Here is a 25,325-nt window from a genome sequence, read left to right on the forward strand (position 1 = left end):
ACCTAAAGACTCATTGTAATTCAATGAGATATTAATGCTCTGGCGCTTGATCTCTTATTGCAAAAAATCGCTGTTTAAACTTGTTTATTCCACGGCCTGCATCAGCTTGGATCATTAATAATGATGGCGTAAGCACTAAGGTAATCAAGGTTGCAAACAAGATACCGTAACCGAGCGAAGCTGCTGCTGGGATCAAGAACTGCGCCTGCATTGAGGTTTCACTTAATAGCGGCGCTAAACCTGCAAAGGTAGTAATTGATGTCAGTAATACTGCACGTAAACGCCCAGTACAGGCTTGCTCAATCGCTTCTGTAATTGGCATTGATTTTTCACGCACTAACTCATTAAAGCGTGATACCAACAATAAGCTGTCATTCACCACCACACCGCTTAAGGCCAAAATACCGTTAAGTGATAAAATGCTGATGGTTAAATCATTCCACCAGTGACCCAATATCGCCCCAACAATCCCGAACGGAATCGCAATCATAATGATGACAGGCTGCACATAAGATTTAAGTGGTATCGCCAGTAAGGCAAAAATCATCACTAAGGCTAATACAAAGGTAGATTGCATTGAGTCCGTTGACTCTTTTTGTTGCTCTGCTTCACCGGTAAAATCAATTTTAACCGTTGGATAATCAGCATTTAATTGCGGCACTAAGTTTTGCTGTAATTGCGCCACTAATTCATTAGAGGCAATCACTTCTTTATCCACCACTGAAGTGATATACACAGCGCGTTGATTGTCGATGCGAGTAATTTCAGATTGCTGATAATCAGAATACACATTAGCGACTGAAATTAACGGCACCACAGTACCATCAGGCGTTCTGACATTAGCCGTGGTTACATCTGCAAAGGTTTGACGATTTTCTTCAGGGTAACGAACACGTACTTTGACTTCGTCTTTACCACGTTGAAAACGCTGCACAATATCGCCACCAAATGCTTGCAACACTTGCTTAGCTAAATCAGCTGTATCCATACCTAACGCGCGCCCTTGCGGGGTTAACTCAAATCGATATTGCGGCTCTCCTAAACCTAAGTTGTCATCAATACCACTGACGCCGTCAATGGTTTGCAACTCTTGCTTTAGTTTATTGGCCGCTTCTGCCAGCAAGTTATCGTCGTTGGCTTTAAGTTCAACTTTAAAGTTATCGACCATTTCTTTCATCGACATCACTTTAAGTTTGCTGACTCCTTCCATTTGCTCGGACATATCAGACCAAGCATTAGCAAAGTCGCGGGCGGTATAAGCCGCATCACTGTCGAGCTCAATAATCACTGAACCAGATTTATCGGCACTGGCCGTTAATTGAATGCTTTTGATATCAGAGTTTGCTTGGTCTAATTTGCCACTAATAAGTGAAGCATCACTAACGGTTTCACCCGCTTGAGCGCGCAAGGTGCTATCCAATTTAATCGCATTAGCTTCAAGTGCCATTAAGTTAGTTTGGGTTTGTCCGTAGCTACTGTCATTGACCATTCGAATATCTGCAACAACAGTATCGCCTGATATTTCAGGGAAAAACGCCACTCGCACACTGCCAGTAAATGGCATACCTATGACCAGTAAAAACAAAGCAACAAATACCATTATCACCGCATAACGTAATTTAAGCGCCTGCTTGATCACCTTGGAGTAGATGTTTTTATTGAACCAATCAAGGCCATTATCTGCACCTTGCTGAATCGTATTCCAAAAACCTTTTTTGTCGCTACGGTGAGTATTCACATGGGCTAAATGGGCTGGCAAAATCAGTTTAGATTCAACCAATGACAGTAATAAACAGATGGTGACAATCATGCCAAACTGAGCATAAATCTGGCCTAACTTGCCATCAATTGCCGCAATCGACATAAAGGCAACGACTGTGGTTAACACCCCAAAAATCGTCGGAGCAGCCACTTTGTGGGTACCAATAATGGTGCTTTTGATTGAGTCGCCGTCTTGTTTACGGGTGGAATAAATACTTTCTCCAATCACCACTGCATCATCGACCACAATCCCCAACGCCATGATAAAACCAAAGGTGGTCATTTCATTTAGGGTGAAACCTGTAAAGGTGTCAGTCATGAAAAATAAGGTGCCACAAAATACAAATGGCAAACTCGCAGCGACCCAAAAAGCCACTTGAATATTTAAAAATAACGCTAAAATGATAAACACTAATGCGATACCCGTTAGGGCATTTTTAGCCAATAAACTCAAGCGTTCGGTAATTAAGTCACTTTTGTCATACCAGGTTTCAATCTCAACATTTTCAGGTAATAAATTACTGCTACGCCATTGCTCAACCACTTGCTTAGCTTGCTCAACAATATCGACAATATCGCTGTTTTCATCCATCACCACCTGAATACCCATGGTGCTTTGTTGGTTGTAACGGGACAAACTGAAAGTATCCTCTTCAAAAGTGTCGGTCACGATAGCGATATCTGACAGTAAAATTTGACTGCCGTCAGCATGAGTTAACACAGATATTTTATTAAAGTCTTCGACTTCATATGCCTGCTCTGACACCTTTAAACGCACGGTTTTGTCCGCATTACGTAAGCTGGTAACAATGCTGCTTGATGACTCTGCATTAATGGCATTAGACACATCGGTCAAGGTTAAGCCATACGCCTGTAACTTAACTTCATTCACCTCGACTGAAATCATCGGCTCTAGGGTGGCATTAATCGATAAATCGCGGATAGCACTTTGACTTAATAAATCAGATTTAAGCTGCTCTGCTAAGTCTTGTAAGGTTTTACGATCTGCATCACCGTAGAGCTGCACCCATATCGCATGCTCCTGACGTCGTGCTTTATCAATAACAGGGTTATCAGCCTCTGTTGGCAAGTTATTGATCGCATCAACTTTGGTTTTCACATCCGTTAATAAGGTATCAAGGTCGTAGTTTGTTTCTTTTTCAATAGAAACATGGCTGCCTGAGGCGTCAGAGGTTGAGGTGATACGTTTAACACCCGATACCGTTTCTAGCGCCTCTTCAATCTTCATCGCGATACTTTCTTCAGCACGAATAGGATCGCCACTGTCGTACGTCACCGACACGGTCACTAAATCAGGCTCTAAGCTAGGAAAGGCCTCTTTGCGGATATCATTAAATGAAAATAAGCCAACGATAATCACGCCCATCATCAGCAAATTTGCCGCCACAGGGTTTTGAGCAAACCAAGCAATAATGCCTTTAGGTAAAGACTCTTTATCTGTTTGAGTAGTCATTACAGCTCCTCAACCATTGGCATTACTTTCATGCCAGCTTTGAAATTACTTAATGGGCGCTTGACGACTTGTGCAGTCGATGTCATCAAGGTTGGATTGACATAAATCTTGTTCTGGCGCTCAAATTGAGTCACAGCAAGCGTTTTCTGGAGTAGGCCTTCAGTATCAACGGTCCAGATTTCACCTTGCTGAGAACGCGCTGACGCGGGTAGTTCCCATAGATTATCCAGTGTGACACCTTCAATAGTGGCTTTAATGAACGTGCCAGGAAACAAAGGCGTATCTTGAGATAACGGTTTATCGACAACTAATACTAGTGAACGCTGACGCGTATCTTGAGTCACATATTGATGACTACGTTCAACATAAGCTGACCACTGCTGGCCTGTATGACTGTCACTACCTGTGGCCTCAATCGTTGCTGACCAACGCTCATTTAAGTTATCAGCTGATGACTCGAAAGAATCGACCTGCGGCAAATTAGCCCATTGCTTATCCGATAACGGAATTTCAATTTCTACGCGATCGACGCTATAAAGCATGGCTACAGTGCCACCCACATTAATAAAGCTGCCAAGTTGTACATCTCGACTCACAATCACCCCATCAAATGGTGCAGTGATATTAGTAAATTCCAAATCACGCTCAGCTTTAGCTAACGTTTTTTGTGCATTTTCAAGAGTGGCTGTGGCGCTGGCTAGCTGTGGTTGTCTTAATACCAGTGGTGAGCTTGGTTCGCCTTTTAAGCCAGAGCGTTCCCATTCACTTCTTGCTTGCTCGCCTTGGCGCTGCTCTTCAAGTAGTTCAAGTTGTGCAGTAGCCACTTCGGCCTTGGCTTGTGATACGGCTTGCTGATAACTGGTGTCATCAAATTTAGCGAGTAGTTCGCCCTTTTTAACAATCCGCCCAGATTCAAATGACTCAGCTAACCACTCGATACGACCACTGATTTCGCTAGCGTAGCTCAATTCAAAACGTGGCTTAGTTTCACCATAACCGGTCACTTCAGCTTGATAACTTGCCACTTGAGTTGCTTGAACCGCTACCTGAGAAAGTAAGCTCACTGGTTGTTTTTGCTCGACTACCATCTCTGATGCAGGTTTTTGCTCAGGCTTTGGTCCCTTACCCTTTTCAGATCCAGGTCCCATTTGACTACCGTTATAAGCTGCGACGACAAAAATTGAACCAGCAGCGACAGTGGTAATCACAATTGTTAAGGCATTTTTTTTAAGTTTACGGGTAATAAGTTGCTTCATGCTGATACTCCTAAACCTAGTGCAAGGCCTAATTCAATTCGGTTCAATAATCGTTGATAAGTGGTGTTAGTTAGCTTAGCTTCAAGATCATAGGCTTGCTGCTGAACAGTCAGTAAATCTAAGATGTCCACTAGACCTTGGCGATATTTTTGCTCATAACTGACAATGCTGCGCTGAGCACTTAAAAATGCATCATCAAGGTGATTTTGCTGCAAGGTTAACGAGCTTTCTTGGCCGATGGCATTTTCAACTTCGTTGACGGCATTCAGAAGCGTTTCTTGATAAACCCAGAAACTTTGCTCTGTGGTTAACTGCGCGATTTCCGCTTGCGACTTTAGCTTGCCACCTTGAAATAATGGCGCTGACATTTGCCCTAACACACTCCACAGTGGATTCGTAAGCAATGCTTCACTGGGCGTATCGGCTAAATCAGACAAACTTGCTGACAAGCTAAACGAAGGCAGCATGGCTTTATAAGCTGCATCTGTGCGTAAAGATTCTGCCTCGATGCTAAAAAACGCTTGTTGTAGATCTGGGCGACCTGACATATTTTGCAGCGGCACTGCATCTAATGGGTTGATAACATGTGGAAATGGCGAAGCCGTTGAAGCCGCATCAATAGCTGGCACCTCAAGTTCAGACTGCCACTGACCGGTAAGTAGCATTAAGCTACGCTCACTTTGAGCTAGCGATTCTTGATACTGAGCAACGGTGGCGCGAGTCGATGCTGTGCTGCTTTTTGCGTTATCAAGTTCTTCTAACGTACCTAAACCTGCTTGGTAGCGCTCAAGTACTAAGGTTTCGTTTTGAGCCAAAATCTCAAGGCGTCTTTGTTCAATATCCAACAATTGTTGGTTTACATTTATCTCAAGCCAGCCACGCATAATGTTAGCGGCAAGTAAGTTTGTCGCGGCCTCTAAATTAGCTTGAGTTGCAGCTATATCTTTACTGGCCGCAGCCGAGTTATCAGCAATTTTTTGCCAAAGATCCAGCTCCCAGCTAACAGTCACATCGGCACTATAGCTGGCATCGCTGTCTTCTGTGTTTTGTGCATCAAAAACTGCATTCACGCTAGGTAAACGGTCAGCTGATGTTACCCCATGCTGAGCATATGCAATTTTGAGAGCAATAATACTTTGTTGCAGGCTAGGACTGTTTTTCAGGGCGGCATCAAGATAGGTGTTAAGCGCAGGCACACATAATAAATCTGTCAGTAATACAGTGGTATCACTTTCCTCCTGAGTGCCAGCTGCAACCATTGCATCTTGGTTCACTTGCTGGATTAACAGTTCTATAGTCTGAGTACGATTGTCAGTGGCCTGAGTGGCAAAGTTAGCACTGTCATTGGCAGCGCAGCCGACTAAGGTCGTTAACACTAGTGCAATTATGGAATATCGAAATGTCATTGATGCTCTCCCGCTAATATTGGCTTTAGCATAACGATGAGAGGGTTAAGACAGGGTTAAGGCTTGTAAAAGGCGCGAATACAGCTGACAAAGATTGAATATTACTCACAAACTATTTAGGATCAGCCCATATACACCCAATTAAGAAGCAATACATGAACACCGAGCTATATTTTATCTACGACTCACATTGCCCTTGGAGCTATGCTGTCACTCCGTTAGTGAACGCACTTCAAGAAGCTTATCCATCGATGAAGGTACACCTTCTGCACACAGCGCTTTACGAAGGTAAAACCAGTGCAGGCGAAGAACAAATGGAAGCGGCAGAAAGAGCCAGTGGATTGAAGTTTGGTCGAGATTATATCCGCTATGCAAACAGCCCTAAAAGCTCAATCAAGACCGCCAACTTAATGGGTTGGATGCAAAGCAAGCAAGCTGACAAACAGTTACCAGTGCTAAATGCCCTGCAAAGAGCACATTTTATTGAAGGTAACCCATTAAATACTAAGCATGATTTCATGGACATTGTAGAGAAATTTAAATTGTCTCCATCGAATAAAATATTCCGCGATGAGCTCAGTATGGATGCCGAATATGTTCTTGAAGGTATTGCAGAAATTCAACAAATGATTGGCACTACAAACTTCCCTGCGATGGTGATGACAGTGGGTGATAATGCTATTTTTATCGACCATTCAAAGTACATCAGCAGTCCACATGCGGTAGTTGATGCGGTTGAAAAAGAGATAGCTTCGTTTAAGTAATCCAATAACGATTGGTACTATTCGAGTAAAAACCACGACTAACGTGGTTTTTTATTGCCTTAAATTTAACTCATGAATTACTGGCACATTACTCTCCAAATTTCTCCCCTATTCCAAGAAATACATCTCTTTTATAAATGGTTAATTTACATTTTAAATAATATTTTTTTTATTATTTAATAATCATAACCTTAAGATTAAATAATTTTAAAATCGCAATTATCTCGCCGCTAACCTGCTGATTATAAATACTGCATATCATTGAATATAAAATCACACACTTCGCTTATCAGAACAATAGTCAACGTCCCACACTGAATATTTATTCAAAAAGACTCAACTTAAAAAACAATCAAAAACCCACCAAATAATTTTTACATTAATTTTACAAATGTAACAACTAAGGATACATTGATCGCCGCAACGCACTCAAATAGAGTTTTGCGCTGCAAAAACAATAATAAATAATTTTTTACTCTGAATAACATGGAAGATAGTTATGACTAAAAACAAAGTAACAACAGCCCTCGGACTGTCTGTACTGGCACTTTCGATCTCTGCCAGTCTCAATGCAGCACCTGCCTTCACACCAAATGTGAATATTAATTCACCTCAACTCAAGCAGCAAAGTCCGCTACCTAAGCGTTATATTGTTAAGTTTAAAAATGCCAATGCTGCCGCTGCAGGTTTTTCAACCCAGGCGGCTTCTGATGGCATTAGCGATGCCCAGTATGAACCAAGAAGTAACGAGGTTTTCTCTCATTTTCGTGCAATGAACAGTGTTTCAGCCAAGGAAATGAAGCGAATTGGTCGCAGTAACAGCTATAGCGTCAAGCTCGATAGCAAAAACCTACAGTCACTCAGGTATCGTGCTGATGTTGATTACGTGGAAGAGGATGTTCAACGTCGATTACTCAGTGAAACCACTCCTTGGGGTCAAAGCTATGTGGGTGCAACTTCAGTCAGTGATAGCCAGGCTGGAAACCGTACCATTTGTATTATTGATTCGGGTTATGATTTAGGACACAACGATCTGAATGCCAACAACGTAACAGGCTCAAATAACTCAGGTACCAATAACTGGTATGAACCAGGTGCAGGTAATGCTCATGGTACTCACGTAGCGGGCACCATTGCAGCAATAGCTAATAATGAAGGTGTAGTGGGCGTGATGCCCAATCAAAATGCCAACATTCATGTGATTAAAGTGTTTAATGCTTCAGGCTGGGGTTACTCTTCAGATCTTGTCGCTGCTGTAGACACCTGTGTCAATAATAATGCTGATGTCGTGACGATGAGCTTAGGTGGTTCAGGCTCAAGTAATACAGAACGAAATGCCCTAGCTGCCCATGAAAACAATGGTGTACTACTGTTAGCAGCTGCAGGTAACGATGGTAATGATACCCTAAGTTATCCAGCATCTTATGACTCAGTTATGTCTGTTGCAGCAGTGGATAGCAATAAAGACCACGCGGCGTTTTCACAATTCACCGCTCAAGTCGAAATCTCTGGTCCTGGTGAAGCGATTTTATCAACCGTCACTCGCGGAGAAGGTCGATTAGCGGATATTACTATCAATGGTCAGTCATATTTTGATGATGGTGTTGTGCCTCACAATCGTTATGTTTTGTCAGGTTCAACCCATGTCAGCACACCATTTATTGGCACTGCAACTGGTGAGTTAGCCGAATGTTCAGTCAGCGGCAGTAACTTTAACTGTGGCAATATGAGCAATAAAGTTTGTTTAGTTGAGCGTATTGGAAACCAAGGCAGTAGCTACCCAGATATTGATGCTGTAAAAGCGTGTGAAGCTGCTGGAGCCAGTGCATCTATCGTTTACAGTAATACTGCATTACCTGGGCTACAAAACCCATTCTTGGTCGACAGCAATAACGAAGCACCTATTGTGTCAGTTTCGGTAGGCCGTGCAACGGGTTTAGCATTGCGCAACCAAGTGGGTTCGTCAGTGACTGTGACTAATACTGATAATGAAGATTATGAGTACTACAACGGGACATCAATGGCGACGCCTCATGTATCAGGGGTAGCAACCTTAGTCTGGAGTCATCATCCAGAATGTAGCGCAACTCAAATTCGCGCAGCGCTTAATGCAACAGCTGAAGACTTATCTATTCCTGGCCGAGATAACCAAACGGGTTATGGCTTAGTAGATGCTGAAGCAGCTAAAGCTTATCTAGATGCTTCATGTACTGGGCCAACCGATCCTGGTACTGGTGTAGGTGATGACGAGCTTACCAATGGCGTGGCTAAGTCTAACTTAAGTGGCGGCACAGGCGATGAGCTTTTCTACTCGATTGATGTGCCAGCTGGCGCGACTGATTTGAGCTTTACCATGAGTGGTGGTAGCGGCGATGCTGACTTATATGTCCAGTACGGCGCAGCCCCTACAACCAGCAGCTATGATTGTCGTCCGTGGAAAGGTGGCAACGCAGAGTCTTGTCCTATCGCAACCCCACAAACTGGCACTTACCATGTGATGGTCCGAGGTTACAGTGCATTTAGCGGTGTTAGCTTAGTCGCTAATTACACTGAAGCATCTGGCGGTGGTTCAGGTGGCGGCACTGATGGTGCGGCAACATATTCAAACAACACCACTTATAGCATTCCTGATAACAGCAGCGTAGGCGTTAGCAGTTCATTAACTGCAACCCGCACTGGCGATTCAGGTGAAATCACCGTAAGCGTTAATATTAGCCATACTTATATAGGCGACTTACAAGTTGAGCTTTATAGCCCAACAGGTCAAGTGGCGGTATTACACGACAATAGTGGTGGCAGTGCCAACGATATTGTTAAAACGTACACTGTTGATATGACGGGTGTTGAATCTGCAGGCGATTGGACACTTAAAGCGGTAGATAGTGCTAGGCGTGATACAGGTACTATTAATGCTTGGGAACTGACCTTTCAATAAGCCAGTTTAAGTGAGTGCTCACTGAGCTCTTGTCAGTGATACTTCATGCCTGTCAGCTCCCCTCTGGCAGGCATTTTTTGTAACTATTGCTCCCAAGCCTTTAATAAAAGTCAGGTTTACACCCACCCAGTAACTCCATTTCAGTAATATCCCATGACTAAGCAGCGCTTCTGTTACAATAGCGCGCATAATTTTCGATATGTACTCATTTGGGATCCATGAAAGAATTTATCATCATTGGCGCAGGCCAGTCTGGCTTGTCTATGGCTTATAACTTATCCAACAATAATAAAGATTACTTAGTACTAGATGCCAATGAACATATCGGCGCTCCTTGGCTTAAAAGATGGGACTCGTTAACCTTATTCACTCCAACTGAATACAACCATCTTCCTGGGATGAAGTTTCCCTTCCCTAAGGGCTATTATCCTAATAAATATGAAGTGGCCGAATACCTTAAAAGCTATGTCGAGCAATTTAAGATACCAATTGAGTTCAATCAAAAAGTCACATCAGTTAAAAAAGTGAACGGCATTTTCGAAGTCATTACAGGTTCAAGCCATTACCAAGCTAAGCAAGTAATCGTAGCCACAGGTCCGTTCCATACTCCTTATACCCCACCATGTCATCTTGATATTGCCGATAATGTCACCCAGTTGCACAGTGAAAACTATAAGAACCCATCACAACTACAGGATGGTGATTGCTTAGTCGTAGGTGCGGGAGATTCTGGGGTGCAGATTTTATCTGAAATAGCTGAGACAGGCCGCACAGTGCACTTTTCTGGCACCGATAAAATTGCCGCTATTCCGCAAACATTCTTAGGTAAAACACTCTGGTGGTGGTTCAGCAAAATCGGCTTTTTGTCTGTGTCTCGTTATAGCAAAGTCGGCAAATGGCTCAGTAAAGGCGTGCAGCCTGTTATTGGTACTGACGTTAAATCCCTGCTTGCTAAAGATAATGTGATTCATATGGGCAGAACCTTGTCGGCAGATGAGTCTCATATCACCTTCCAAAAAGGCAGTGTCAGTAGTATTAAAAATATTATTTGGGCGACGGGCTTCAAACCTAACTTTTTTTGGATTGATGGGATTTCATTTGATGAAATGAACTACCCGAGCAATTATCGTGGCGTCAGTAGTGATGTTGAAGGACTTTATTTTATTGGCTTACCTTGGCTATACACACGGGGCTCTGCCACCCTCGGCGGTGTTTACAAAGATGCTGAATATTTGATGACGCATATTTTAGATGTCAAAGCCGCTTAATCGTCACGGTTAATTTTCATAGTTAATTATCTTGGTTAGCAGCTGCCCTCATCAATAAACAAAAAACACGGCAATTGCCGTGTTTTTGATTATTAAATACTTTGATTCACCTGTGGGCAGAGTTTGAAAGCCGCTTAAAAGCCACTAACGAACCTTAAAGTTCCCTTGGGTATTTTTAACCATCAACATGATAATTAAGGCGGTTAGTGCACCACCGACGTGGGCAAAATGAGCAATATTACCGATAGAATACTTTGTCACGCCAAAAAATAAATCACCTAAAATAATCAATGGTACAAAGTACTTAGCACTAATCGGTACCGGCAAGAATATCAGTGATAATTTCGCATTTGGATATTGCATTGCAAAAGCCACTAACACTCCATAAATAGCTCCTGACGCCCCTACTGCTGGGGTATGATAAATGGCCATTAGCTCGATTAACCGATCTTTACCGAGTGCTGTAATCAAATTTTGATCCGCCATGCCCTGAGATAAAATCGCGTCGATATGTGAGCTGCCATAACCCAGCGCCATGATCTCATTAATAATCATGTTGAACTGATAATAATTAGCAAGGGTGTATATCACCGCTGCGCCTATTCCAGTCGCAAAATAAAACAATAAGAACTTAGGTGTTTGCCAAGTTTGCTCTAACGGTGTGCCAAAAGACCACAATGCAAACATATTAAACAGAATATGAGCAATGCTGCCGTGCATGAACATATGCGTAAAAGGCTGCCAAATCTGAAATTGATCGTTAAGTGGAAAGTACAACGCCAGCGACTGTAATTCGGTCACATTTGCGAACTCACTTAAGATAAAAATAACCGCATTAATTACCATTAAATAAATAATGGATTGATTTCTCGCAGGCATAAATATGCTCCTAATAAACTCTAATAATCCATTATTTAGATAAACTGCCTGAACGGCCAATAGCCAGTAATAACTTACCAACAAGAAAACTACCAATGGCAGTGATTCCTGTGCCCAGTATAGAAATGCCCTCATATAAAGGAGGTACGTTACTGCTCAATAGCATACAACCGCCTAAGAAAATCGCGCCACTTAACACCCCAAAAACTAAGCGATTGATAATAGTATCAAGGTTGCGATGATTAAGGTTTACGTCAAAGTGACCACTGCTGATTTGATGGGTTAATTTGTCGATTTCATCAGGTAAACCATTGATCACCCGCTGCCAACGAGTCGAAATAGTTTGTGCTTGTTTTAATGCATGTAGTGGAGACAACTGCGCTAATTTTATTTTAATTGCATACGGTCTTATCGCATCGCCAACGCTTTTATTACTGCTTAATAATTTCGATGAGCCTTCAAGCATAATTAACACGCGAAACAGCATCGACACTTCTGTGGGGATCACCAACCTATGCTGTTTAATGATCCGAATAAATTCGTTTAACACATCTACGATGGAGACTTGTTTCATGTCCACCTCAAGGTAGTCATGCACAAACTCGCTTATATCTTTCTCAAGTAGTTCATGATCTAGCTGCGGCTGGCTCTGACATAGTCTAATGACATGGTAAGTAAGCTCTTTCGGGTCTTTATCTGCCAATGCAAGCAATAACTCCTGAAATCGTTGCTGCATGTCTTTGCTCAGCCTTGCAGTCATTCCCCAATCCAGTACCCCAAGACGATTATCTTCTAGTACCCAGATATTGCCTGGGTGAGGATCTGCATGGAAAAAACCTAACTCAAAAATCATATCTAAATAGACTTTAATGCCCACATCAGCAATCTTACTGGTGTCGTATTGTCCCTGCTCCAATGCAGTTTTGTCGGCAATACTAAAGCCTTTTAAGCGCTCCATTACCAACACTCGTTTACTGGATAACTGCTGATAAACATCGGGAATATGAACGTGCGGGTTGGCTTCAAAAAACTGACTGGCTTTTTGCATGCTACGCGCTTCTTTAACGTAGTCGAGTTCATTCAGTAATGACTTAGTAAACTCTAAAATCAAGCTGGTAGGCTGATACAGTCTGAGCTCTTCATGATATTGCTCAACAAGTGAAGCTAACATCTTAAGGATTTCTACATCTGCCAGAATCTTATCTTCAATTCCTGCATGTTGTACTTTGACGACCACTTCATCACCGTCTTGAGTGGTCGCAATATGCACTTGGCCTACAGAGGCTGATGCTAATGGAGTGAAATTAAAATCGATGAATAATTGCTCGAAAGGTATACCAAACTCAGCTTCAATGGTTTTCTTAATTTCAGCTTCTGGATCTGCTGGAGTGCCGGCTTGAAGTTTAGTCAGCTCTTCGGCAATGTCTTGGCCGACCAAGTCTGCTCTGGTACTCAATATCTGGCCCAGCTTGATAAATGCTGTACCTAATTCACTAAAAGCTAAACGCAAACGAACAGCAACAGAAAGCGAGGCGAGTTGTTGGCCATTTTCATTAACGAATACACTTTTAATAAAAGCGGGGTTCTCTTCTCTTATCCAATTAGCCAAACCATATTTAACTAACACTGTAATAATTTGCTTCGAGCGAGATGAATGATTCATTAACTGTTTAACATTGAATAACTTCATCGATAATCTCATCCTGGTATCAAAGGCCAAAACAATGACCTTATATTGCTAACCAGATTATCCCCAAGCGCAGCGAGTGTACAGTCGTCAGCACGCATTTTTGGTGCGCTAGAGCCTAATTAAGCACCAAGGCGTGTTATAAACTAAGTGATTCAATTTACGTGCGTATTTTGCAAGGCTATTGCCAGCACAATGAGCATAAAATGGCTTAGCTCGCCAATAGCACGATGAATAAGATTGTTGAAATCAATGATGAAAAATGAACAAAGTAGTGAACAGAAAAGAGTGGTAAAAAGAGTAGTGAACAGAAAAATGTGCCGATAAATGAGGGGGAAATGACTTTTTACAAAAGAGCTTATTCAAGGATAATGATGAAGTGAACCCTCACGATATTATCGCTGAACTAGACTCTATTTTAGGCTCTAGTTAAGACTCTAGTTAAGGCTAGATGAGAACCACTTTTGACGATTCTCACAATAGCTTTAATTAAACACTTTAATCTCAAGTCTTTAATCTACAGTCTTTAACCTAAAGCCTTAAGCTTAACCCATTCAATTAAGCAATACTTTGCACCTGTGAAGCCAGCAACCAAATCGCTAAGGCAAAAAATATCAGTCCCATAAACTTATTTTGATAAGTTCTAAATTTATCATTTTTAAGCAGTGGCTTACCTAGGGTTCCCACTAATGCCACCAGCAATAAATTGAATAATAACCCCATTACGTTAAGCAGCAGGCCTAATGCTAACATCTGCTCGCCTGAACTAGCACTAAGCTGAGTAGAGACAAATTGCGGTAAAAAGAGCACGAAGAAGATTAGCGCCTTAGGGTTAAGCAAATTACTCATTACTGCTCGGCGATACAATAATTTGGCTAAGTTATTTTGTTGTTCTATTTCGGGCGCATCAGCCGCACTACTACGCATACAATCCCAGCCCATTTTTAGTAAATACGCACCGCCCAATACTCTTAATACTTCTAAAGCAAAAGGGTTCATTGCCACCAAAGCTGACACGCCCATAGCCGCTAGTAAGGTTAAGATTAACCCCGATGTTGCGTTACCAAAGCTAGCGTATACGCCCACTTTACGGCCATAGCTCAAGCTAGAGCTGGCAATCAACAGCATGTCTGGGCCAGGAATTAATAGCAAAGCAACCACAGTGGTTAGATAAACAGGAAGTAGGGCCAGATCGATCATGATGAGTATTAGGTTCGTGATTAAACAAGGCGCGGATTTTACAGCCTTCCAACATGAATAAAAGTCATGTTGTTGTTAAATGAGAGCTAACATTGGCAAATTTTGTTTACAGCTGATGCCCACTACTTAAAAAGCCAGCAATAACCTGCATAAATCATACTGGATCCCCCTTAATTCGGCTTAACTTGGGGGAGTTTCTTAATCTGTTGTTTAATACTCCATTTAAGCATCATCGGGCCCACTAAGGTGGTAATCGCAATAATCACCACTAACTCAGTAAATAACTTACTATCAATAATACCCATTTGATAACCAAGCTCTGAAAATACTAAGCCCACTTCACCTCTTGGGATCATGGCGCTGCCTACCACAGCTTTGACTTGCCATGTTCTGCCGCCAAACCAGCCTGCGAGCAATTTACTTAAAATCGCTAGCAGCGTCAGCCAAACCAACAGCATGATCCCGCCAGAGCTATAATCTAGCTGGCTTAAATCTAAACGAATGCCCACGTATACAAAAAATATCGGTGCAAACACATCGACCATGGTTTTAGTGGATATTTCCATCTTGTGAGTAAAAGAAAAAGGGTTCACTAAATAGCGATTAAACGGTGAGGTAAATTGCCGGCTTAACGCTAACCCCACAGCAAAACCACCTAATAGTGCAGGCGCACCAAACCAATGTGCTAACCATGAAAATAGGCAAATCAACACCATGGTGATGATCACTTCATAACCTGATTTATCAGCAAAGGGTTTGAGTGCACGAGCCAGATACAGCAAACCCCGTGTCACTGGCGGTGTTAAGATTAAAAAAAGCAGCACTTTAGCAGTCAGTATTAACGAACTGGCTAAATCAAACTCTCCAAAGCTTGCAAAGTTAAACAACAGACTTAGCAAAATAACGCCAGCGATATCATCAATAACCGCAGCACCTAAAATCACATTACCAACGTCAGTTTGTGCTTGCTGGGCTTGGCTTAGCACCCGTAATGAAATACCGATGCTGGTTGCTGTTAACGCACAGCCTAAATACAGCGCAGTAAAATATGAATCCGTCAGGTAATAGGCGCTACTGATTCCAATCATAATAATTGGAATGACGATCCCCAAAACAGCGACTAGCGCAGCCCGCCCTCCCGCTTGAGATAAACGCTTAATTGACGTTTCGCAGCCAATGGAAAATAACAGTAAAATGACCCCGAGTTCAGCCAAAACCGCCAGTGTCGCATTGGGCATGACAATGTTGAGAAATGTAGGTCCCAATAACAGCCCAGCTAGGATTTCACCGACGACAGCAGGCAATTGAAGCCGCTCAAATATGCTTCCTAAAACCTTACCGCAAAGCAGAATTAAGCATAACGCGATAATAAACTGCTCTACTGTCATACACGCCTCCTAATCGCTGCGCCTTTGATTAAATATTGAGCTTATCAATGATAAAGATCAAGGAGTAAATCAGCTGTTTTGGTACATTTGACTTAGGTAATGTATGAAGGAATATATCAGGAGGTTGCCATGGATAAGCTATATATTATTGCTCAAAAAAATCAGCAACAAGCCAATGCGGTGAGTGCGGGAATTGAGCTAGCTAAAAAAATGAATCTACAGCCTGAAATAGCAGCCTATAGCTACGAATCATTCAGCGGTGATGCCTACTATAATCCACGAATCGCCGCCGATGTACGTCAGCAAATTCTAGCTACGCAGAAGCTAGAGCTAGAACAACAACTCAGCGACATAGCTGCTGACATGACTCCAACGGATATGCACTTCAACACCTCATTCAAGATCCCATTCAACATCACATGGTGTAAAGATTTAGCCGAGCATGCCTGCCAGCAGGCTAAACCTCAGCAATACGCGATGATGTTAAAGGCTATCCATGAGTCCGATTATTTTCTGCCTGCTGATTGGCAACTGATCCGCCACACTAAAGTACCATTAATGCTGTTAACTCATAATCTGCTTACTAAAGCAGGGACAATTTTAATGGCGGTGGATTTGGGCAGTAACAAACCCGTTAAAAAAGCACTCAATCAAGCGGTGATTAACCAAGCACGCCGTCTAGCAGAAGTCACAGGTCACGAGTTGCACCTTGGGTTTGTAATCAGAATTCCTAAAATACTACGCGATATGGATATATTAAATAGCCGCGTACTGATTAAAGAAGCTTACGATAAGCATCAACAAGCCATAGAACAAATTGGTATTGATAGAGACCATGTTCATATTTTGGCAGGTAACCCTGATATGTGTTTGTTTGAACTCAGCTGTCGATTAAATGCCGAATATTTAGTGATGGGCGCTGTGCAGCGACAAGGCATTATGGGCAGAGTGATAGGCAATACAGCGGAGGCTATTTTAGCTCGAAGCCGTAGTCATATTTTATTAATTCCTCAGCAAGCCGTTGATTGATTAACTGGTTGATTAATTGATTAATTGATAAGGCGCCAAACTAACCCACCATTAAGTTAGACACAAAAAAGGCTTAGTCATGATTACTAAGCCTTTAAAATGCGAAATTTTACCGTACTACTTAACGGTAAAATGCTTCAACTGTGCCTTTAACTGTCATTAATAAAGGTTGACCGCGACGATCTAACGCCTTGCCTGCTGGCACTTTAACCCAACCTTCACTGATGCAGTACTCTTCAACATCAAAACGTTCTTTGCCATTAACTTTGATGCCAATGTCATTTTCAAAAACAGCTTCAACATGATGTGGGCTGCGTGGATTAACAGAAAGGCGATCAGGTAAAGCGGGTTGTGAAGTTGTATCGTTCATGAGCATGCTCTGTAGTAATAGAATCTAGCGCTATTGTAGGCAATACAGGCGCTTTGCTCAAGTGTAGCCATCATATACTCATGAATAAATGCTGCAGCAAGGATGTTTGATTAACGGTGTCAGTGTCACCTATACCTCTAGGCGTCGTTTAAAACAGACATAACAATAAAAGTCACCGAAAATCATCGATAAACTCACTAACAAAACAATGATAAATCGAGTAGAGCTTTACCAGAAAGCAGACGATTAAAAACGGATTTAAAATCTTAGTTTAAAAGTCACGTTAATAGGCAAATTACTGCTTCTAGCTAGGTGGGCAAGAATTAGTGCCAACGAAGGTTAACGACAAGTTAAATTCGTTAAAAAACTTTACATCTTTTTGACTAAATGAGTATTGACACAGAAGTGCAAGATGGAGGATATTCTCACCTAGAATTATTGAAGGTAAATCACACTTTATAAATAAATAATTTGCTAAAAATAAATAATGTTTCAGTAGCGTATTGAAACAGCACTCAACTGCTGTTATCGGACAACTATAATAATAATTATTGGAATAATTTTAATTGCCGGTGACGCAATATTTACTCATTTTTGGGGACAAGCACATGCTATTTGAAGGTAAGTTAATTTCTGACTGTCCAATCCGTCAAAAAATTCGCGATTTTTATCGTATAGATGAAAACATCGCAGTAGATCATATTCTCCCTCTAGCAGAAATTAACGTTAGCGCCCGAAGTAAGGCGTGGGAACGCGCACGCCAAATGGTCTTGAAAATTCGTCAAGATCAATCAGGCAATGGTGCAATCGATGCCTTACTTAATGAATATTCACTTTCAAGTGAAGAAGGCGTGGTATTGATGTGCTTGGCAGAAGCACTTTTACGCGTACCTGATAAACATACCCAAGATGTGCTTATTCGCGACAAAATCTCCCAAGGCCATTGGAGCAACCATTTAGGTAGCAGTGACTCATTATTTGTGAATGCTTCTTCGTGGGGCTTATTAATCACAGGCTCAGTGGTAGATTATGCCGATAGACGTACCAAAGATCGCTTTGGATTATTGAAGAAAACCATTGGCCGCCTAGGCGAACCCGTCATTCGAAAATCAATGAACTACGCCATGAAAATCATGGGCAAGCAGTTTGTGATGGGTGAAACGATCGTCGCAGCAACTAAGCGTGCTGCCACAAAAGAGCAACAAGGTTACGTGTATTCCTATGACATGCTAGGTGAAGGCGCTCGTACTATGGACGATGCCAACCGATATTTAGCATCGTACCAAGACGCCATCGAAACCATTGGTAAAGTCGCCCAAGCGTCTGGTAAAAATGATCCTAGAAAAGTCCCTGGCATTTCAGTAAAACTTTCCGCAATTCATCCTCGTTACGAATTTACCCATAAATCACGAGTGATGAATGAAATAGTGCCAAAACTTAAAGCCCTATGTTTACAGGCCAAAAAGTACAATATTGGTTTGACTGTTGATGCTGAAGAATCAGAACGATTAGATATCTCACTTGATGTTATCGAAGCCGTATTTAGCGACGACGATTTAGCGGGTTGGAACGGCTTTGGTATTGCCTTACAAGCCTACCAAAAGCGCGCTATTTTTGTGGTTGAATGGCTACGCGAATTAACCGTGCGTGTTGGCCGCAGAATGATGGTGCGCTTAGTCAAAGGTGCCTATTGGGATACCGAAATTAAGAATGCCCAAAAGGATGGCCATAGTCACTTCCCTGTATTCACCCGTAAGTCATCGACTGATGTGTCATTCCATGCCTGTGCCAATAAATTATTAGGCTACCGAGACACTATTTATCCACAGTTTGCGACTCATAATGCTTATACAGCAGCCACCATCGTAGAACTTGCAGGTGATGATAAAGAAGGTTTCGAGTTCCAGTGCCTGCACGGCATGGGTGATTCACTTTATGATCAAATCGTCAGTGGCGAACACATTCAATGCCGCATTTATGCGCCTGTGGGTCACCATGAAGATTTACTCGCTTATTTGGTTCGTCGTTTATTGGAAAACGGTGCCAACTCATCATTCGTTAATGCCATTGTTGATGAGTCAAAACCGGTTGAGTCACTACTTGAAGACCCAGTAGAAAAAACTCAGCGATTAAAAGAGAAATACAATCAGCAAATCCTTAAACCGATTGCTTTATATTACAGTGAAGATGGCGAAAATCGTGATAACTCAAAAGGTTTAGATTTAACCAACATCAACGAGATCACGCCACTAAAAGAGTCACTTGATAACTGGTTTACTAACAAACAACTTAACGCTAATGATGTGCCAGAAGGCGCTGTGGCGGTGAAAAATCCTGCCAATCATAATGAAATCATTGGCTACCACCATTTCCATGATAAAGATGCCATGCTGGCGATGATCGACACTGCGCAAACTGCATTCGATTCATGGTCACAAGTGTCTGTCATTGAACGCGCTGCGTTATTAACCCGTATCGCAGATATCCTAGAGCGTCATACCGATGAACTGATTGCCTTATGTATAAAAGAAGCCGGTAAAGTTGCTCAAGATGGTATTGATGAAGTACGAGAAGCTGTCGATTTTTGCCGTTATTACGCTAACCGAGCCATTGAATTAGCTGAAGATGACCGCTTAGAGCCGCGCGGCGTGGTGTTATGTATTAGCCCTTGGAACTTCCCACTCGCTATTTTCTTAGGCCAAGTTGCAGCAGCGATTGCCACCGGTAATACCGTGTTAGCAAAATCAGCAGAACAAACCAGCTTAATTGCTCTGCGCGCCATTGAACTGATGAAGTATGTTGGTCTGCCAACTGGTGTAGTTCAAGCTGTGATTGCTCCAGGTAGCCTAGTCGGTAGTGTTATCCTGCCAGATGAGCGCATTCAAACTGTGATGTTTACAGGCTCAACTGAAACAGGTACTAAGATTTCGCAAATCTTGTCTGAGCGCGGCGGCCATCAAGTGCCTTTGATTGCTGAAACTGGCGGTCAAAATTGTATGATAGTTGATTCAACCGCCCTACCAGAGCAAGTTGTGGATGATGTTATATCATCTGGCTTCCAGTCTGCAGGTCAACGTTGTTCGGCGCTTCGCGTGTTATTTTTACAAGAAGATATTGCTGATAATGTCATTACCATGCTCAAAGGCGCACTGGCTGAATTACATGTTGGTAATCCTGAGTTCCTCAGTACCGATATTGGCCCAGTTATCGATCAAAAAGCACTGAGCGCATTAAACGCCCACAGTGATTACATGAAAGACTATGGTAAGTTGCTATATCAATGCGATATATCTACTGAAGTCGCTGACAATGAACACTTCTTCTTTGCGCCGCGCCTTTATGAAATCAATGATATTAGTGTATTAAAGCGTGAAGTATTTGGTCCATGTGTCCATGTGGTTCGCTTTAAAGGTGATGAAATCGAAAATGTCATCGATAGCATTAATGGCACAGGTTTTGGTTTAACCATGGGCATACACACCCGAATAGAGCACAGAGCAATTGATCTCGCCCGATTATCACGCGCTGGTAATGTATATATCAACCGCAATATGATTGGCGCCATTGTCGGTGTACAACCATTTGGCGGTCGTGGTCTTTCAGGGACGGGGCCAAAAGCTGGTGGGCCAAATTATCTATCACGTTTGGTAAAAGAAAAAGCCACACCAGATGTCGATGATTTTGACCTATTACCGCCACAAGCTATTGAAAAAGATTGTGATGCACAGTCTATATCCGAAGCAACATTGTTGATGGATAGAGCCAATGGAGTTGAAAAACAGTGGCGTTTAACGGACTTAAACACCCGTACCTCTTGCGTACGTCAGTTACTGGCTAAAATCGCCCATGTTGATATTGTTGACGACTTAGCAGACGATTTAAATTACACCTTGAAGGTTTCTCGAGATCAATTAATCGATATTGAAAAACGCTTGAAAAAGCCAAAAGTACTGCCTGGGCCAACAGGTGAATCTAATATCCTTTACTTGGAAAATCGCGGCAATATTATTTGTTTTGCCGATGAAAACGTCAGCTTCCACTTCTGGGTACTCTCAATCGTAACCGCATTGGCAACAGGTAATACAGTTATCACCGTGGTGTCTGATTTATACCATGATGAAGCATTGGTATTTAGAGATAAGTTGATAGCAACTGGCGCAGACAAAGATATCTTCCAAGTGGCAAGACATCGTCATTTACCGACATTATTGGCTCATCCTAAATTATCGGGTGTGGTTATTGATGGTAACTGCGATCGTAAACACTACATCAGTGAGAAATTAGCTGAACGTCAAGGTGCGATATTACCTGTGATCAGTTCTGAGTATTTCGATAACTTGATCCAGCGTCTACTGACAGAGAAAACCGTGAGTATTGATATCACGGCATCGGGTGGTAACACCTCTCTGATGACGTTGGTTGAAGATGATTAATACGCTTCAAAGTAGCTTACCCATAAACAGGTAAGCGTGTATTAGCTGTCATAATAAAAAAGCGAACCACTCATGGTTCGCTTTTTTAATGCATTTATTAAAAGCCCAAATGACTGGTAAGCAGTGACTCAACTTAGCCGACATAAGCGAACGATAAATAACATTAGTGCACTAAACGGCAGCCACACACTGTATTACTTGGCTGAAATAACACCACGGCAAAATCCTTTGCTTTATCTTGTTCAATAATCTGCAAGCTAAGGTTATGCATTCCGTCTCTGCTTAAGTTGAGGTTACTGACATAAGAAAGGTAGCGATAGTGCTCAGGAACCTGTTGATGTTCAGCTAACGGGCTTTCTTGTTTGGTATTCACTGAAATATCGTAAATCATGTTTTCAGTATCAATGCTGTTAACCTTGCCTTGCATTGACACTGTACCAGCTGAACTGCCATCGATATTAAAATAGCGATAATGCACTTGAACCTGGCCATCTTTAGATAATAGATCCACAAGTAAATAATGATTACTATCTTGTTGATCATTATGATGATTAAACAGCTCAGAGCTGCAACTGAGCATAAAGCTTGGCGAGCTAGAAGCGGTAAGATTTGCTATCACACCGATACAACTCAACAGTATGGTCAATATGATGATATTGATTACCCAACGCCAATTTTTAACCATGTGAGCACCTCTTAAAAGTACAATCATTGTTAATCCAGCACATAAAATTAATCACAGATTTCAACTCCTTTTAGCCATGCTTGGCTAACAAATTTCTTGGGTTGTCGTAAGTCACTAATTTTTAGATTACGGATAACAGATTGGCCATAATGTTCGCCACGTAAGGTAATATTTAGCACCTGTTCGTCATGGGAAAGAGACAAAAAAACACGCTTCCAAGACGTTGAGTCACATTGCGCTAGGCTTTGCTGTAATTGCATCCCCTGCTTTTTTAATAATGCTAAATTGGTTTTAGAACTAGAATATAAAATCACATCAACTGTTTGGCCTGAAGTCAGTTTTACTGTTGCTGTGCTGTTAGGTAAAACAGGTAACGCTTTAGGTGGCGAGAAACGGATAAACATCAAGCCACTAATTAACAGTGCAACTGCCAAAGTGATAATAGCGATGATGGCAAAGCGTTGAGGGTGAGAAAAAAAATTCACCGATTGCTTACGACTTCGGTGATGCTTTAATAAGTACCCTTGCCCTTTGACAGTCTCAATCAATGACTCATATTGTGGGCCTAAGAATGCTCTTAAGGTAAAAATAGCATGGGTAACTGATGCATCACTTAATGGTTGCTCTTGGCCATTGCCAGTTTTTAATAATGGCTTAGCCACCACTTTACCCTGGTAATCAATTAACAATGTAAGTACTTGTAACTCAGCACGAGGAAGGCGCCAAACTTCATCACTTTGGTTATTAACTAATTCGCCTTTATTAACATCGAATTTGCAATGCCCTAATTGCATCACTTTCCCCACTAAAACGCCTCATTAACCCAGTCTAAAACAACCCATAGATAATTCTGTGATCCTGCTTAATTTAGTGCTTTTAATTGCAATTTTTATGAAGTAAAAAGCAATGAACAACAACAAAATGCGACGTAAATCACACAAATTAACAATATAAATGCAACGTAACGAGTCGTTAAAACTGCCTTTAATGTTAATTAATTTAAAAAATAACGTGATCACAATCACGTTAGCTGCCAACTCAACCCAAAATTCACATTGTTTACTCACTTTACAAATGCAATCAACTGCGAATTTAAAGTCCATTTCACAGCCTATATTTCTTCGCTTTACATCACAAAATTAATCCCCCCATCACTTACATTAGATTCATCGAGCAGCGCATTAGCCTCAGATATAGAAACATTGAAGCAGCGCTAAATGAGATAACTCGAACCAATTTAAAGATATAAGCAAGTCATAAAAACAAAACACAAACTGAGCAACAATAACATTAGATATAGGGTGATTATTATGAGTATGAACAGACGCCAAGCATTAACCCAAATCATTGGAATGAGCACTGTTGCAGCCGGTGCAACATTAGTCGGAACATCCGCTTTTGCAGCTACAGATGCTGATGGAAACTTTAGATTAGAACTCGGTGACAAATTAAAGTATGTACCACTAGATGCAATGGCCACTGCAAAACTGGCTTATGAAACAGGTGGCGGGTGTATGCATCAAGTATTTCATTCCATCGTCACTAAACTAGCCGAATCTTCAAGTGTTGATGCAGAAAACTTTGCCTCAATTCCTACGGCATTAGCAGGCTATGGCTGGGCAGGTATTGTCGGGCAAGGCACCATTTGCGGTAACTTAAACGCAGCAGGTATGTTGATCAACATTCTCGGCGATATTAATGACCAAAATTCAGCCGTTATTTCGGCCTCTTTCCGCTACTACGAAAGAGAAGATTTACCACTATCATCTGACGAGTTTGTGGCAGGTATTGGCTCAACAGCAGAGAAAAGCGAGCTTGTGGGTAAAACTTCAGTGGCCAACAGCCCATTATGTCATTCATCAATCAGTAATTGGTCAGGTGCTAACGGCGGTAAACCTTTCGTCGAAAAAGGCGAACGTTGTAAACGATTATCAGCCAGTATGGCTTACTACATTGTTGACTTACTTAACCGCGCTTATGCTGGTGAAGTCATTGGAGCTCTACCTGAAGCGATGGCTTCAGAAGAAACTCAAGCCTGTCAAACCTGTCATGGCACAACTGAAACTATGGGCTCAGCTGCCAGTGTTAAAGGTGACTTAGAGTGTCAAACTTGTCATACCGGACATTTCAATTAAGGAGCTCATTATGAAACTTAAATTATTGAGCGCCTTGCTGGCTAGCTCCCTACTGCTTATAGGGTGTGGAAGTGACGACGATACCAGTGCACCGGATCCAGTCGATCCGCCTGTAGTTGAACCACCAGTAACCGATCCTGTTGATCCACCAGCGAGTGAAGTGGTGAAGATTGATGATGCCGATATGATAGTGTTAACGGTTGATGAGTTTGATGCTGCCACTGGCGCATTAACCTTCACCCTAGATAATGGCGATGAAAAAGCCATCACCGATGCCAGCACTTACGACATTATCTACTTAGGTTATCCCGATCCTAATGCATCATCATCTAACGCTAAAGCTTGGAAACGCTGGCATGTTAGTCAAACGTTTAGCTGTGATCCTACAACTGAAGATGAATGCAGTGGCGTATTAACCGAAACCGAAACTGAAGGACAATACACTTTTAACGCGATAGACCTAGATCTTGAAAGCAAAGCCTCAGCAGGTGCTGTAGCACTTTATAAAGTCGCAATTCAAGTTCATGGGGTAAAGGCCACTAATGAATTCGAGCTCATTCCCGCAGGAGAATAGCCATCACCCGGCCTGATCCGATCCCCATAAAAGGCATTAGGCATTCACAGCCGTAGCGGTTTGCTACGGCTTTTTTTGTTT

17 protein-coding genes are annotated in these 25,325 nt (G+C 42.0%); 7 read left to right on the plus strand and 10 right to left on the minus strand.

Annotated features, from left to right (window positions below; translation table 11 throughout):
* Positions 1-31 precede the first annotated feature (31 nt).
* Genes LMH66_RS07490 through LMH66_RS07500 form a run of 3 tightly spaced genes read right to left on the minus strand, consistent with a single transcriptional unit; the run spans position 32 to position 5,897 of the window.
* Positions 32-3,235 carry an efflux RND transporter permease subunit gene (locus LMH66_RS07490; protein ID WP_229369126.1) on the minus strand — a complete coding sequence of 1,068 codons (3,204 nt, stop codon included), beginning with the start codon at positions 3,233-3,235 and terminating at the stop codon, positions 32-34.
* The gene (locus LMH66_RS07495; protein WP_229369127.1) at positions 3,235-4,491 is read right to left on the minus strand and encodes an efflux RND transporter periplasmic adaptor subunit; all 1,257 of its coding nucleotides are present in this window, start codon (positions 4,489-4,491) and stop codon (positions 3,235-3,237) included. The genes LMH66_RS07490 and LMH66_RS07495 overlap by 1 nt, the downstream gene beginning before the upstream one ends.
* The gene (locus tag LMH66_RS07500; RefSeq protein ID WP_229369128.1) at positions 4,488-5,897 is read right to left on the minus strand and encodes a TolC family protein; all 1,410 of its coding nucleotides are present in this window, start codon (positions 5,895-5,897) and stop codon (positions 4,488-4,490) included. Before LMH66_RS07500 ends, LMH66_RS07495 begins: the two co-directional genes overlap by 4 nt.
* Before the next feature lie 155 nt (positions 5,898-6,052).
* Between LMH66_RS07500 and LMH66_RS07505 the strand changes: the two genes are divergently transcribed.
* From LMH66_RS07505 to LMH66_RS07515, 3 genes are all read left to right on the plus strand, one after another.
* Positions 6,053-6,661 (plus strand): protein-disulfide isomerase, encoded by a 609-nt coding sequence (locus tag LMH66_RS07505; protein ID WP_153913967.1) that lies wholly within the window; start codon positions 6,053-6,055, stop codon positions 6,659-6,661.
* A 499-nt stretch (positions 6,662-7,160) separates the two neighbouring features.
* Complete coding sequence (locus LMH66_RS07510) at positions 7,161-9,596, plus strand: S8 family serine peptidase (RefSeq protein ID WP_229369129.1); 2,436 nt, start codon at positions 7,161-7,163, stop codon at positions 9,594-9,596.
* 218 nt (positions 9,597-9,814) lie between these two features.
* Positions 9,815-10,864 carry a flavin-containing monooxygenase gene (locus LMH66_RS07515; protein WP_229369130.1) on the plus strand — a complete coding sequence of 350 codons (1,050 nt, stop codon included), beginning with the start codon at positions 9,815-9,817 and terminating at the stop codon, positions 10,862-10,864.
* Positions 10,865-11,008: 144 nt separating this feature from the next.
* On the opposite strand, the gene LMH66_RS07520 is transcribed toward LMH66_RS07515, so the two are convergent.
* From LMH66_RS07520 to LMH66_RS07535, 4 genes are all read right to left on the minus strand, one after another.
* Complete coding sequence (locus LMH66_RS07520) at positions 11,009-11,743, minus strand: rhomboid family intramembrane serine protease (RefSeq protein ID WP_229369131.1); 735 nt, start codon at positions 11,741-11,743, stop codon at positions 11,009-11,011.
* A gap of 31 nt (positions 11,744-11,774) precedes the next feature.
* A complete protein-coding gene (locus LMH66_RS07525) occupies positions 11,775-13,433 on the minus strand; it encodes an ABC1 kinase family protein (RefSeq protein WP_157936239.1) in 1,659 nt (552 codons plus the stop codon).
* A gap of 555 nt (positions 13,434-13,988) precedes the next feature.
* On the minus strand, positions 13,989-14,630 hold the full coding sequence (locus LMH66_RS07530) for a LysE family translocator (protein ID WP_198589607.1): 642 nt from the start codon (positions 14,628-14,630) through the stop codon (positions 13,989-13,991).
* A 170-nt stretch (positions 14,631-14,800) separates the two neighbouring features.
* Positions 14,801-16,018 (minus strand): cation:proton antiporter, encoded by a 1,218-nt coding sequence (locus tag LMH66_RS07535; RefSeq protein ID WP_229369132.1) that lies wholly within the window; start codon positions 16,016-16,018, stop codon positions 14,801-14,803.
* A 129-nt stretch (positions 16,019-16,147) separates the two neighbouring features.
* Here LMH66_RS07535 and LMH66_RS07540 point away from each other — a divergent pair, with 129 nt between their 5' ends.
* A complete protein-coding gene (locus tag LMH66_RS07540; RefSeq protein WP_229369133.1) occupies positions 16,148-17,047 on the plus strand; it encodes a universal stress protein in 900 nt (299 codons plus the stop codon).
* Positions 17,048-17,168: 121 nt separating this feature from the next.
* Here the strand turns inward: LMH66_RS07540 and LMH66_RS07545 are convergent, their stop codons facing one another.
* Positions 17,169-17,417, minus strand: a complete 249-nt coding sequence (locus LMH66_RS07545) for a DUF3297 family protein (RefSeq protein WP_102529336.1) — start codon at positions 17,415-17,417, stop codon at positions 17,169-17,171.
* A gap of 608 nt (positions 17,418-18,025) precedes the next feature.
* On the opposite strand from LMH66_RS07545, the gene putA reads away from it, so the two are divergent.
* Positions 18,026-21,850, plus strand: coding sequence for a bifunctional proline dehydrogenase/L-glutamate gamma-semialdehyde dehydrogenase PutA (gene putA, locus LMH66_RS07550; protein WP_229369134.1), 3,825 nt, complete (start codon positions 18,026-18,028; stop codon positions 21,848-21,850).
* A 163-nt stretch (positions 21,851-22,013) separates the two neighbouring features.
* On the opposite strand, the gene LMH66_RS07555 is transcribed toward putA, so the two are convergent.
* Positions 22,014-22,535: a hypothetical protein gene (locus tag LMH66_RS07555; RefSeq protein ID WP_229369135.1), complete on the minus strand. Its 522-nt coding sequence runs from the start codon at positions 22,533-22,535 to the stop codon at positions 22,014-22,016.
* Between the two features lie 47 nt (positions 22,536-22,582).
* Entirely contained in the window at positions 22,583-23,341 is a 759-nt protein-coding gene (locus LMH66_RS07560; protein WP_229369136.1) for a winged helix-turn-helix domain-containing protein, read from the minus strand.
* Positions 23,342-23,845: 504 nt separating this feature from the next.
* Here LMH66_RS07560 and LMH66_RS07565 point away from each other — a divergent pair.
* Entirely contained in the window at positions 23,846-24,670 is an 825-nt protein-coding gene (locus tag LMH66_RS07565; protein ID WP_102529341.1) for a cytochrome c3 family protein, read from the plus strand.
* 10 nt (positions 24,671-24,680) lie between these two features.
* The gene (locus LMH66_RS07570; RefSeq protein ID WP_102529342.1) at positions 24,681-25,244 is read left to right on the plus strand and encodes a hypothetical protein; all 564 of its coding nucleotides are present in this window, start codon (positions 24,681-24,683) and stop codon (positions 25,242-25,244) included.
* Positions 25,245-25,325 lie beyond the last annotated feature (81 nt).

The organism is Shewanella sp. 10N.7, assembly GCF_020806285.1.
GTDB classification, from domain to species: domain Bacteria; phylum Pseudomonadota; class Gammaproteobacteria; order Enterobacterales; family Shewanellaceae; genus Shewanella; species Shewanella electrodiphila.